Annotated in this window: 11 protein-coding genes; 7 read left to right on the forward strand and 4 right to left on the reverse strand. The window is 70.2% G+C overall.

What is annotated here, in order from left to right; translation table 11 throughout:
- Positions 1-116: 116 nt before the first annotated feature.
- Positions 117-728 carry a dihydrofolate reductase family protein gene (locus ACWFRJ_RS34520; protein ID WP_453540066.1) on the forward strand — a complete coding sequence of 204 codons (612 nt, stop codon included), beginning with the start codon at positions 117-119 and terminating at the stop codon, positions 726-728.
- A gap of 24 nt (positions 729-752) precedes the next feature.
- On the opposite strand, the gene ACWFRJ_RS34525 is transcribed toward ACWFRJ_RS34520, so the two are convergent.
- Positions 753-1,520: a hypothetical protein gene (locus tag ACWFRJ_RS34525; protein ID WP_453540069.1), complete on the reverse strand. Its 768-nt coding sequence runs from the start codon at positions 1,518-1,520 to the stop codon at positions 753-755.
- Between the two features lie 578 nt (positions 1,521-2,098).
- Between ACWFRJ_RS34525 and ACWFRJ_RS34530 the strand changes: the two genes are divergently transcribed.
- Entirely contained in the window at positions 2,099-2,356 is a 258-nt protein-coding gene (locus ACWFRJ_RS34530) for a hypothetical protein (protein ID WP_453540072.1), read from the forward strand.
- A gap of 127 nt (positions 2,357-2,483) precedes the next feature.
- Positions 2,484-3,248 (forward strand): NAD(P)-binding domain-containing protein, encoded by a 765-nt coding sequence (locus tag ACWFRJ_RS34535; protein ID WP_453540075.1) that lies wholly within the window; start codon positions 2,484-2,486, stop codon positions 3,246-3,248.
- A 21-nt stretch (positions 3,249-3,269) separates the two neighbouring features.
- On the opposite strand, the gene ACWFRJ_RS34540 is transcribed toward ACWFRJ_RS34535, so the two are convergent.
- Complete coding sequence (locus ACWFRJ_RS34540; RefSeq protein WP_453540078.1) at positions 3,270-3,686, reverse strand: TOBE domain-containing protein; 417 nt, start codon at positions 3,684-3,686, stop codon at positions 3,270-3,272.
- A gap of 389 nt (positions 3,687-4,075) precedes the next feature.
- Between ACWFRJ_RS34540 and ACWFRJ_RS34545 the strand changes: the two genes are divergently transcribed.
- The 3 genes from ACWFRJ_RS34545 (at position 4,076) to ACWFRJ_RS34555 (ending at position 9,377) form a co-directional block, all read left to right on the forward strand.
- A complete protein-coding gene (locus tag ACWFRJ_RS34545; protein WP_453540081.1) occupies positions 4,076-4,468 on the forward strand; it encodes a TOBE domain-containing protein in 393 nt (130 codons plus the stop codon).
- 211 nt (positions 4,469-4,679) lie between these two features.
- Positions 4,680-8,786 (forward strand): molybdopterin-dependent oxidoreductase, encoded by a 4,107-nt coding sequence (locus ACWFRJ_RS34550; RefSeq protein ID WP_453540084.1) that lies wholly within the window; start codon positions 4,680-4,682, stop codon positions 8,784-8,786.
- Positions 8,787-8,924: 138 nt separating this feature from the next.
- A complete protein-coding gene (locus ACWFRJ_RS34555; RefSeq protein WP_453540087.1) occupies positions 8,925-9,377 on the forward strand; it encodes a hemerythrin domain-containing protein in 453 nt (150 codons plus the stop codon).
- Between the two features lie 100 nt (positions 9,378-9,477).
- Here ACWFRJ_RS34555 and ACWFRJ_RS34560 read toward each other — a convergent pair whose 3' ends face one another.
- Together ACWFRJ_RS34560 and ACWFRJ_RS34565 are read right to left on the reverse strand one after the other, a co-directional pair.
- Positions 9,478-9,642, reverse strand: a complete 165-nt coding sequence (locus ACWFRJ_RS34560) for a hypothetical protein (protein ID WP_389907530.1) — start codon at positions 9,640-9,642, stop codon at positions 9,478-9,480.
- 121 nt (positions 9,643-9,763) lie between these two features.
- Complete coding sequence (locus tag ACWFRJ_RS34565; RefSeq protein WP_453540090.1) at positions 9,764-10,750, reverse strand: GlxA family transcriptional regulator; 987 nt, start codon at positions 10,748-10,750, stop codon at positions 9,764-9,766.
- A gap of 69 nt (positions 10,751-10,819) precedes the next feature.
- Between ACWFRJ_RS34565 and ACWFRJ_RS34570 the strand changes: the two genes are divergently transcribed.
- A complete protein-coding gene (locus tag ACWFRJ_RS34570) occupies positions 10,820-11,803 on the forward strand; it encodes an NADP-dependent oxidoreductase (RefSeq protein WP_453540093.1) in 984 nt (327 codons plus the stop codon).
- Positions 11,804-11,953 lie beyond the last annotated feature (150 nt).

The following is an 11,953-nucleotide window of genomic DNA, read 5'->3' on the forward strand; positions in this document are numbered from 1 at the left end:
GCAATGGAAGTAGTACCCCGCCCACAGTTCACTACGGACCGATGAGTTTCCGTCCGACACGATGTCTGAAGAGAGGGCGGGACGAACACGTCCCCTGGCCAGGAGAGTGGTGCACGATGAGGTTGGTACTGCAGGAGTTCCTGTCTCTGGACGGCGTCTACCAGGGACCGGGGGCGCCGGACGAGGACACCAGTGACGGATTCACCCGGGGTGGCTGGTTCGTGCCTCACCTTGACGAGGAGTTCGAACGGCTGGCCGGTACCTGGCTCGGCCGGGCCGACGCGTTCCTGTTCGGACGCCGTACGTATCTGAACTTCGCGCGGGACTGGCCGAAGATGACCGAGCACCCGTTCGCCGAGATCCTGAACGGCCTGCCCAAGTACGTGGCGTCCCACAGCCTGGCCACGGCCGAGTGGGACCCGACCACGATCCTGTCCGGCGACATCCCCGCGCAGGTCGCCGAGCTGAAGCGCCGACCCGGCCGTGAGGTGCAGATCCACGGCAGCGGCCGACTGGCCCAGTCCCTGCTGGCCGCCGGCCTGATCGACGAACTGCGCCTCGCGATCGCCCCCGTGGTCGTCGGCGAGGGCCGTCGGCTGTTCCCGGACGGCGGGGCGCCCGTCGGCCTGCGGCTCCTGAGCAACGGGACGACGCCGGGCGGCCTCGCGATCCAGGTCTACGAGTCGACGGGGCGTCCGGAGTACGGAACGTACGGGGGCGGCGCGTAGGCGAGAGGCCGCCCGGCCCGGGGGTCAGCCGCCGCGCTTCAGGCGTACGACGACGGGGGCGTCGAAGGGGTCACCTGACTGGTTGACCTGAACATGCCCGGCACCGAGCCACTCGTCGGTGCCGGGCACCCGGTGGATCTCCTTCAGCCAGAGCGACTGGTTCGACGTCTTGCCCGCACCGGTCGACAGGGGCAGGCGGTGGCGCTTGATCTTCACGCACCGGCCGTCGTCGGTCAGGTACCAGTTGCCGTCGAGGAAGAGGCCCTCGTCGTCCTGCCCCACCGGGGTCCGCAGGGCGCATCTGCCGGGCGCGCCCTCCTGCTCGACCCACTTCGAGCCGTTCCAACGCAGCCGGATGAACTCGTCCGCGGGTTCCTCCTCGACCTCGCCGTGGTTGAAGGAGTTGGTGCCGTACGCGCGCACCTCACCGCTTTCGAGCGCGAAGACCTGGCCGAGGCCGGCGCTCGGCTCCGGCGGGATCGGCTCCTCGAACCGGGCCTGCGGAGTGTCCACCGCCTGCCAGGACGTGCCGTCCCAGTGCATCGAGGCGGGCTGGCTGTACTCCTCGCCCTGGCCCTTCATCTCGGTGCCCGGCCCGGTCGAGCGGCTGCCGACCGCCCAGACGTCGTCGGGGCCCACCACGGCGAGGTCGGAGGCGCCGTACGGCAGCCGGGTCGCGGTCCAGCGGGCGCCGTCCCAGTGCTGAGCGGTCTGTTCGCCGTCGAGGGCCCAGACGTCGTCAGGGCCTGCGGCCTCGAAGTCCCCGACCTTGCCCGGCGGCGGGCTCGGCATCGCGGACCAGCGGGCGCCGTCCCACTGCGCCCAGCGGTTCGCGGCGGCGCCGCCCCCAGAGTTCTGTGGCCGCAGCCACAGGTTCGTGTCACCGACCTCTTCGAGCGACGGCGGGTAGACGGTGTCGCCGAGAGCGTCAGGCAGGGGCTCGCGCTTCCACTTCGTACCGTCGTAGTGCAGCAGGTGGGCGCCGGAATCGCCGTTGCTCTCGGTGGCGACGGCCCAGATGTCGTCCTTGGCCAGGACGGCGACGTCGGCGAGCTCTCCGCTGAAGTCCCCGATGTGCTCGAACTCCCAGGAGAGGGACCCCGCGGAGCCCTTCGGCCGTCCGTCCTCACTGGCGGAGCCCGTGCCCCGGGAGCCGGTGGCCCCGGAGTCCTTGCCTCACCCCGCAGCCGCGAACACGGCGGCCAGCACTGCGACGGCCGCCACTCCCCTGTGCCTGATTTTCGTGACCCTGCGAATGACCGTTCCCCTTTGACGCTCCTTCAGCGAGCGGGCAGCCTACATGGCCGGTGCCGCCCGTCGTAGCCGTGCAAGGGGGGCTAATCTCGGTGGTTCAGCGTGGGGGTGGGCACATGCAATTCATCTTTATCCCGATCGCCTGGCTCGTCTTGTTCCTCATATGGACGGTGCTGCCCATCCTGCTGCCCAGGGACCGGCTCGGTACGTGGCTCACGGCGGCGCATCTGGCTGCCTCGGTGACCGCCCTGCTCCTGGCCTGGCTGACTGACGTCGACTGGGCCGAACTTGCCGTGAGCGTTGTCTTCCTGGGTGGCTTCATTGCTGCCATGCGGCTGCTTCTGCAGCGGGCGTTCGCGGACAGTCGGGGCTGAGGCTCGGCGATCGTCGCCGCGACCCAGCGGAGCCTCCCTCGCCGCGTGACTCATGCCTGGTGGCCCCGGTGGCGGTCACACTCCTGTGGCAACGACCGCGACCGGCACGGATCATGGAGGAAACGCAGTGAAGCGCATAGGCGTCATCGGAGTGGGTGAGATCGGCCGGGCCATCGTGACAGGGCTGTGCGACGGGGGCGGCGGCGAGTCGCCAGAGGTGTTTCTCTCTCCCCGGGGAGCCCGCACCGCCGCCGAACTGGCCTCGCGCCACGAGGGCGTACAGGTGTGCGCCGACAATCAGGAGGTGGTGGACCGCTCCGAGGTGGTGATCATCGCCGTACGCGCACCGGACCGGCACGAAGCACTGGCCGGCCTGAGGGTGGCCGCCGACAAGACGGTGGTCAACGTGATGGCCGGCGTCGCCAACGACGACCTGCGCCAACTGCTCGCCACCGAAGCGGCGTTGGTACGGGCCATCCCGCTTCCCTCCGTACGCGAACGCCGCTCCGTCACGGTGACGTACCCCTCTCACCCGGTGGTGGACGCGATCTTCGAGCGTCTCGGCGGGGCCCAACCAGTGGCGGACGAGGCGGCCTTCAACGTCTTTTCCGCGCTGACGGGGACGCTGACCACCCACTACTCGTACCTCGCCACGCTCACGTCGTGGGCCGTCGGCCGCGGCGTGGCCGCCGCCGACGCGGACAGCTACGTTCGCAGCCTCTTCCAGGGCGTCGGCCGCGCCTTGAGCGACGAGACCCGCTCCCTGCACCAGCTCGCCGCCGACCACGAGACCCCGAACGGAAACAACGAACGCATCCGCACCACATGGTTCGGACCGGCCAACTCCGAAGCCCTCAACAAGGCTCTCGACGGACTCCTCGCCGACCTGTAGACAACGGGCCGGAATTCAGAATCAGACGGCGAGGGAGATCTCGGTCGACTTGATCAGGGCGACGACGGAGGAGCCGGAGGCCAGCTTCAGGTCGGCGACGGCGTCCTTGGTGATGGCAGCGGTCAGTTCGCCGCCCTGAACGGAGACCTTCACGGCAGCCATGGCGCCGCCGGTGGCGACGTCGGTGATGGTGCCGGGGATCTGGTTACGGATGGACAGGCCCGCGACCGGGCCTGTCGCCAGCGAGACCTCGGTGGACTTCACGAGGGCCTTGACCGCGGAGCCCTCAGCGAGGCCGAGCTCCTTGACGGCCTCCAGGGTGATCGCGGCGGTGACGTCCTGGCCGCCGTCGAGACGGACCTTGACGGTCGCCATCACCTCGCCCGGGGTGACGGCGGTGACGGTTCCAGCGATCTGATTGCGGATGCTCAGGCTCATGAAGAAATGCCTCACAGGGAAATTTAGTGCTGATTTGTCAGGCTGTGCGCCTGCGTTGATTCACACGTTAATGCCCCGAAACGGACCCGCGGCGGAGGGCGTCGCATCCGCAAGGCCATCGACCCGTAACACCTGGCAGATCGGATGGACCCGAAAGTCACGAGTTGTGCGGGACCTTCGCCTCGGCGCCACCGGGGCCGCCCTTGCCCGACGACCGCACCGGCCGCACGCCCCAGCAGCCAGGCAGTTGAGCAGTCGTTCGATAGGCTCCGACAGCGATGCCACGCGCCGCCGCGAGGGGCCCCCGCCATCGCCAAACATGGCATTTGCGAAGCAAAGTGGCCGAATAGCCTTGCATATGCGAGGAGAGCGCCTCTATCCTTGCGCGTATGCAGCGTTACACAATCGGGCAGGCCGCCCGCCTCCTCGGCGTGAGTCCGGACACCGCGCGTCGGTGGGCCGACGCCGGGCGCGTGATCACCCATCGCGATGAGGGCGGACGTCGGCTTATCGACGGGCGGGATCTGGCCGCCTTCTCGGTCGAGCTCGCCAAGAACGACGGCGAGGACGACAGTTCCCACACCTCGGTCCGCAACGCCTTCCCCGGCATCGTGACCGCCGTCAAGCTCGGCGACATCGCGGCCCAGGTCGAGATCCAGGCGGGGCCGCACCGGCTCGTCTCGCTCCTGACCCGGGAGGCCGTGGAGGAGCTGGGCCTTGAAGTCGGCATGGAGGCCACCGCCCGCGTGAAGTCGACCAACGTACATATCGACCGGACCTGACTCCACTCGCATCAGCGGCGTCAGCACGCCGGGCACCCGCGCGATCGTCCCCGCCGGTGCCCGGCCTCGACCTGTGCCTCACACCCCCGGGCACACGGCTGTGTGGAGGGCGTAACCCAAGCTGATCCGGCCGTGTGACAACCGCGCAATGATCACTTCGTAGCGTCGGCGGAGGAAGACCCGGTCAGATCGACAGAAGGGGCCGCCGCCCGTGACTACGCCCCCCACGCAGGTGCGGACGGTCTGCTCGTACTGCGGTGTGGGCTGCGGGATGCTGCTCGACATCGGGAGAGGCCCCGACGGTCGGCGGACGGTCCTCAAGGCGTCCGGCGACAAGGCGCACCCCGCCAACTTCGGCCGCCTGTGCACCAAGGGCGCGACCACGGCCGACATGCTGGCAGCCCCGGGACGGCTGACCACCGCCCTCGTACGCATCGACCGTGGCGCGGAGGCCGAACCCGCCCCGGTGGACGACGCGATCGCCGAGACGGCGCGGCGGCTGCGGGCGGTGATCGACGAGCACGGGCCCGACGCCTTCGCCTTCTACGTTTCCGGGCAGATGAGCCTGGAGGCCCAGTACTTGGCGAACAAGCTCGCCAAGGGCTTCATCCGCACGAATCAGATCGAGTCGAACTCGCGGCTGTGCATGGCAAGCGCCGGCACCGGTTACAAACTCTCGCTCGGCGCGGACGGCCCGCCCGGCTCCTACCAGGACTTCGAGCGGGCGGACGTCTTCTTCGTCATCGGCTCCAACATGGCCGACTGCCATCCCGTCCTCTTCCTGCGGATGATGGACCGGATCAAGTCGGGCGGCGCCAAGCTGATCGTCGTCGACCCGCGCCGCACCGCGACCGCCGACAAGGCGGACCTGTTCCTGCCGGTCCGGCCCGGCACGGACCTGGCGCTGCTCAACGGCCTGCTGCACCTGCTGTACGAGAACGGGCACACCGACCCCGCCTTCATCGCAGCACACACCGAGGGCTGGGAGGCGATGCCGGAGTTCCTGGCCGACTATCCCCCGGCCACCGTCGCCGGGATCACCGGAGTCCCGGAGGACGACATCCGTGCGGCGGCCCGCCTCATCGGCGAGGCGAGCGAGGCCGGTGAGTGGATGAGCTGCTGGACCATGGGCCTCAACCAGTCCACGCACGGCACCTGGAACACCAACGCGCTGATCAATCTGCATCTGGCCACGGGCGCGATCTGCCGCCCCGGCTCCGGGCCGTTCTCGCTGACCGGGCAACCCAACGCCATGGGCGGCCGGGAGATGGGCTACATGGGTCCGGGGCTTCCCGGCCAGCGGTCGGTGCTTGTCGACGAGGAGCGCGCCTTCGTAGAGGAGCTGTGGCAACTGCCGACGGGCACGGTCCGCAAGGACGGGGTCGGGCAGGGCACGATCGAGATGTTCCAGAAGATGGCCGACGGGGACATCAAGGCGTGCTGGATCATCTGCACCAACCCTGTCGCCTCGGTGGCCAACCGCAAGACCGTCATCGAGGGCTTGGAGAGGGCGGAGTTCGTCGTCGCCCAGGACGTGTTCGCCGAGACCGAAACGAACGCGTACGCGGATGTCGTGCTGCCCGGCGCGCTGTGGACGGAGACCGAGGGTGTCCTCGTGAACAGCGAGCGCAACCTCACTCTCGCGCGGCCCGCGGTGGACCCGCCCGGCGATGCGATGGCGGACTGGCGGATCATCGCCGCCGTCGCCCGGGCGATGGGCTATGCGGAGGGCTTCTCCTACGACAGTGCGGAGGAGGTCTTCGAGGAGATCAAGCGGGCCCGGAATCCGAAGACCGGCTGGGATCTGCGGGGTGTGTCCTACGAGCGGCTGCGCTCCACCCCGGTGCAGTGGCCGGCCGGGAGCGAGGACGGCCCCGACCGCAATCCGATCCGCTATGTCGACGTGGACGGGGAAGGCGGCGGTCCGGTGTTCCCCACGGCGAGCGGCCGGGCGGTCTTCTACGCCCGCCCGCACATCGCTGCCGCCGAAATGCCCGACGACGACTACCCGTACGTCCTGAACACCGGGCGGCTGCAGCACCAGTGGCACACCCTCACCAAGACGGGCCGGGTCGCGAAACTCAACAAGCTGAACCCCGGGCCGTTCGTGGAACTGCACCCGAGCGACGCCACCGCGCTCGGCATAACCGACGGCGACTCGGTGGAGGTCGCCTCGCGGCGCGGACGGGCGGTGCTACCCGCCGTACTGACCGACCGGGTGATGCCGGGCTGCTGTTTCGCGCCGTTCCACTGGAACGACCTGTTCGGCGAGTACCTGAGTGTCAACGCCGTCACCAGTGACGCCGTCGACCCGCTCTCCTTCCAGCCGGAGTTCAAGGTCTGCGCGGTGTCGCTGACGAAGGTGGCGACTCCCGTGTCGGTGGCGCCCGCGTCACCGGCAGCGGTCGCCGCCGCTCCCGAAAGCGCCTTCATGCCGGACAGCGCCTTCGTGCCCGCCGACGTCTTCGGGCTCGCTCCCGCGCCGCCGCCGGTTCTGGCCGAGCACGAGCGCCAGTACCTGGTCGGCTTCCTCGCCGGTATCGCATCAGGTGCTCCCGGTGTGCCGGTGCTGCCGCCGGACGCTCCGTTCAGCCCCGAGCACGCGCGGTGGGTCAACGGCGTGCTGGCCGGCATGTACTCCCGGGCGGCCCCGGTAACACCCGCGGCGCCCACGCCAGTTGCCGGGCCCGTACGGGAGGTCGTCGTCCTGTGGGCCTCGCAGACCGGCAACGCCGAGGAGTTCGCGGAGGCTGCCATGGACCGGCTCACCACCACGGGCCACAAGGCGACTCTCGTCGGCATGGACGACGCCCGCCCCGGGCAACTGTCCACCGGCGCAGACGTTCTGCTGATCACCAGCACCTTCGGCGACGGCGACGCCCCCGACAACGGCTCCGGCTTCTGGGACGCCCTTGCCGCGCCCGACACGCCTCGCCTGGACGGCGTACGGTACGCGGTCCTCGCCTTCGGAGACTCCTCCTACGACGACTTCTGCGGCCACGGCCGGCGTCTCGACCAGCGCCTCGACACACTGGGCGCGGTGCGTCTTGCCCCGCGCACGGACTGCGAACCCGACTACGATTCCTCCGCCACGGCCTGGCTCGACCAGGTGCTCACGTCCCTGGCCGACGACGGTGCGGAGACGGCCCCGGCACCCGTCCATGCCTCCCCCGCTCCCCCTTCTCCCCTGCCGAAGAAGCCCGCCTCTCCGGTCATCGCCCGCCTCACCGGCAACCAGCTCCTCAGCCTGCCCGGCGCGGGCAAGGAGGTCCGGCGCTTCACTTTCGACACCCGCGACAGCGAGACCCCGCTCGTCTACGAGGCCGGGGACGCCCTGGGTGTCCGCCCCGTCAACGCCCCCTCCCTCGTCACCGAATGGCTGGCCGTCACGGGCCTGGACCCGGCGGCCACCGTGGAGCTGAACGCCACCGGAGAAGTCCCCTTCCACGAAGCCCTGCACCGGCATCTGGACATCACCCGCGTCACCGGCGACCTGCTGCGCTTCGTCGCCGAACGCACCCACGACCGCGTACTGAAGAAACTGCTGCGCCCCGACAACAAGGACGAGCTGGCCAAGTGGTCCTGGGGCCGTCAGGCCCTCGACGTGATCGCCGAGCATCCCGTCCGCGCCGTCGCCCAGGAGTGGGCCCAGGTGCTCAAGCCCCTCCAGCCGCGCCTGTACTCCATATCGTCAAGCCCCCGCATCGACCCCCACCTCGTCTCGCTGACGGTCTCCGTCGTCCGGTACGAGAACCCCGACGGACGGCCGCGCCAGGGCGTCTGCTCGCCCTTCCTCGCCGACGCCGACGCCGACATGCCCGTACCGGTCTTCGTCCAGCGCTCCCCGAAGTTCCGGCCGCCGGCCGACCCCGCCACTCCCATGGTCATGGTGGGCCCCGGCACCGGAGTCGCCCCCTTCATCGGCTTCCTGCACGAGCGCCGCGCCCTCGGCCACCGCGCTCCCAATTGGCTGCTGTTCGGCGAACAGCACCGGGCCACCGACTTCTACTACGAGGACGAGCTGACCGGCCTGCTCGCCGACGGCACGCTCACCCGCCTGGACACCGCCTTCTCCCGCGACCAACGCGCCAAGGTCTACGTCCAGGACCGGATGCGGGAGCACGGCCCCCAACTGTGGTCCTGGCTCCAGGACGGAGCGCACTTCTACGTGTGCGGCGACGCCTCCCGCATGGCCAAGGACGTCGACCGGGCCCTGCGCGACATCGCCGCCGCCCACGGCGGACTCGGTGAGGAGGGGGCTGCCGCGTACGTCAAGCAGCTCGTCGCCGACAAGCGCTACGTCCGCGACGTGTACTGATCTGCTGCGGGGTCGGCCACTCATGCCCGCACGAGCCGGTCAGCCGCGTCTGCTCGCACGCGCCCGCAGGGTGACACCGACCGCCCTGCGCGCGTGGCGTCCGGCGCGAAGCGCGGGGCCTCGCCTAGAAACACCTCCATGTGCCACTACTGCGGTTGCCGGGAGATCCCTCTCATCAGGGAGTTCATCGCCGAACACGAGCGCGTCACCAATGCCGCCGGAGACGCGGTCCGGGCCCTGGAACAGGGCGACACCGCTCGCGCACGCGTCCTCGTGGACGTCATGGCCTGCGAGCTGGACGCGCACTGGCGGGGCGAGGAGAACGGTCTGTTCTCGGTGATGCGCGGGGATCCCGAGTACGCGGACTACATCGCGGATCTGGAGCGCGAACACCGCGAACTCGCCGCCCTGTTGCCCGCTCTCGACCTGTCGGACCCCGGCGACGTACGCACCCTGGTCGAAGCCGTCGACGAGTTGCATCGGCACATCGCCAAGGAGGAGGACGGCCTCTTCCCGGCCTCGCTCACCGCGCTCGACGGCGACGAGTGGAACCTGTCGATGGCGGCCTGGCGCGCGGCGCACCCGGCATGACCGGCACGGCCACGGGCCGCGACTACATCGCGCTGGGACGACTGCGGCGCCCCACCGCCCCGTCAGAGGTGGTGGGGCGCCGCTGTCAGGCCCGTCAGGCCTAGAAGTCCATGTCACCGGCCGGCTTGGCACCGGGCTCGGGGCGCTGGTTCCGCTCGCCCCTCTCGACGTCCGCCTGCTCGTCCGGCCGCTGGGGCTTCTGCTTGTTGCGCTCCTGCTCGCGGCGGGCGCGGCTCTTGTCCTGGGGGGACTGACGGTTACCCATGATCGATCCTCACTCTTTGCGCACGCACCTTTGCGTGCAGTAACCACTCCAGTGCACCCCCACCCGGGAAAGCTGGCCGATACATGCACTGCCGGACCCCTCCGCACCCCGGCGGCAACGCCTAGGCGCCACCGGCCGCCGCCCCCGCCTGGAACGTCTTCCGATACATCTGCGGCGACACCCCGATAGCCGCCTGCAAGTGCTGCCGCAGCGACGTCCCGGTGGCGAATCCGACCTCCGCCGCGACCCGGTCGACCGGCAGATCGCTTGACTCCAGCAGATGACGGGCCCGGTGCACCCGCTGCTGGATCAGCCACCGGCCGGGACTCACGCCCGTCTCCTCCTGGAAGCGGCGCGCGAAGGTGCGTGGGCTCATCCGGGCGTGCGCGGCCAACTCCCGCAGGGCGAGCGGCCGGTCGAGGCGCTCCAGGGCCCAGGCACGGGTGGCGGCGGTGCCGGTGACACCCTCGTCCGGGATCGGCTGCTCGATGTACTGGGCCTGGCCGCCCTCCCGCCACGGCGGCACGACACAGTGCCGGGCGACCCGGTTGGCGACCGCGCTGCCGTGGTCGGAGCGCACCACGTGCAGGCACACGTCGACCCCGGAGGCGGCGCCCGCGGAGGTCAGCACGTCACCGTCGTCGACGAACAGCACGTCGGGGTCCAGAGGGACGTGCGGAAACATACGCCGGAAGTGGTCCGCGAGCGCCCAGTGCGTCGTCGCGGGCCGCCCGTCGAGCAGACCGGCGGCGGCGAGCGTGAAGGCCCCCGTGCAGATGGAGACGAGCCGCGTACCGGGCCTGATCCGGGCGAGCGCGGCGCGTACCGGCTCCGAAAGCTCGGCGGTGACGCGACGCAGGTCGTAAGGCGGCAGGACCACCGTGTCCGCGCTCTCCAGCGCCTCGGGGCCGTGCCCGACGGTGACGGTGAAGTCGGCGTCGGTGGCCACCGTGCGGTCGTCGGTCGCCGAGCAGGTCACCACCTCGTACGCCCCTGGGACCAACGGGAAGACCCGGTTCGGGATGCCGAGCTCGAAGGGGTACACGCCGTCGAGCGCGAGAACGACCACGCGGTGCGGGCGATCGGGCAGGAATTCCATCGAGGCCATGGCACGATCCTATCGCTTAATGGCAATCTTGCCATTGCCCAGGTCAGGCCCTTGCCGCACGCTGGGTCCATGACCACCGACACCGCTTCTCAGCCCGCAGAACCGACCGAGCCGACCATGAAGGCGATCAGGCAGGACACCCTGGGCGACCCCGACGTACTGGAGGAGGTCGAGGTCGCGCGCCCGAAGCCCGGCGTCGGCCAGATCCTCGTCGCCGTGCACGCGGCGGGCGTGAACCCGACCGACTGGAAGCACCGCAGGTTCGGCGCCTTCCTCGGCAAGCCGCCGTTCACGCTCGGGTGGGACGTGTCGGGCGTCGTCGAGGCGGTCGGCATCGGCGTCTCACTGTTCAAGCCGGGCGACGAGGTGTTCGGCATGCTGCCCTACCCCTACGGGGCCGGTTCGCACGCCGAGTACGTGACCGGGCCGACCCGCGCCTTCGTACGCAGGCCCGCCGGTCTTGACCACGTCGAGGCGGGCGCGCTTCCGCTGGTGGCGCTGACCGCCTGGCAGGCCCTCGTCGACAACGCCGAGGTCGAGGCCGGACAGCGAGTGCTGGTGCACGCGGCGGCCGGTGGCGTGGGCCATGTCGCGGTGCAGATCGCCAAGGCGCGCGGCGCGTACGTCATCGGCACGGCCTCCGCCGCCAAGCACGACTTCGTACGCGGACTCGGCGCCGACGAGGTCATCGACTACCGCACCGCCGACTTCGTGCAGGAGGCCCGCGACATCGACGTGGTCCTCGATCCGCTGGGCGGCGATGACCGGCTGCGCTCCCTGGAGGTGCTGCGTCCTGGCGGCATCCTGGTGTCGATCCTGCCGGGCAACTTCGGTGAAGTGGCCGCGCGCGCGGCCGAGTTGAACGTGCGGGCCACCGACATGCTGGTGGAGCACGACCAGGCGGGCATGGCCGCGATCGCGCAGCTCGTGGAGTCCGGACAGCTCCGGGCCCATGTCTCGGGCACGTACGCGCTTGCCGAGGCGGCCAAGGCGCACGCGGAGGGCGAGACGGGACGCGTCACGGGGAAGCTGGTGCTCACGGTCCGCCCATAGGGGCGGCATAGCGCACGGGTGGGGAGGGGGAAGCGGGTGCCACCCGCTTCCCCCCCCCCCCCTCAACCCCCCCCAGCCCGCAAAGCAAAAAAACCCGGCCCCGCCACCCCCACGAACCCGTAGAATAAAAAAAAAAACAAACCCCCCAGA

Source organism: Streptomyces sp. NPDC055239, from assembly GCF_053606205.1.

Bases quoted from the DNA above. Each gene is read 5' to 3' on its own strand.
- ACWFRJ_RS34520 (WP_453540066.1), top strand. From the start codon at position 117: ATGAGGTTGGTACTGCAGGAGTTCCTGTCTCTGGACGGCGTCTACCAG.
- ACWFRJ_RS34525 (WP_453540069.1), bottom strand. From the start codon at position 1,520: ATGCCGAGCCCGCCGCCGGGCAAGGTCGGGGACTTCGAGGCCGCAGGC.
- ACWFRJ_RS34530 (WP_453540072.1), top strand. From the start codon at position 2,099: ATGCAATTCATCTTTATCCCGATCGCCTGGCTCGTCTTGTTCCTCATA.
- ACWFRJ_RS34540 (WP_453540078.1), bottom strand. From the start codon at position 3,686: ATGAGCCTGAGCATCCGCAATCAGATCGCTGGAACCGTCACCGCCGTC.
- ACWFRJ_RS34545 (WP_453540081.1), top strand. From the start codon at position 4,076: ATGCAGCGTTACACAATCGGGCAGGCCGCCCGCCTCCTCGGCGTGAGT.
- ACWFRJ_RS34555 (WP_453540087.1), top strand. From the start codon at position 8,925: ATGTGCCACTACTGCGGTTGCCGGGAGATCCCTCTCATCAGGGAGTTC.
- ACWFRJ_RS34560 (WP_389907530.1), bottom strand. From the start codon at position 9,642: ATGGGTAACCGTCAGTCCCCCCAGGACAAGAGCCGCGCCCGCCGCGAG.
- ACWFRJ_RS34565 (WP_453540090.1), bottom strand. From the start codon at position 10,750: ATGGCCTCGATGGAATTCCTGCCCGATCGCCCGCACCGCGTGGTCGTT.
- ACWFRJ_RS34570 (WP_453540093.1), top strand. From the start codon at position 10,820: ATGACCACCGACACCGCTTCTCAGCCCGCAGAACCGACCGAGCCGACC.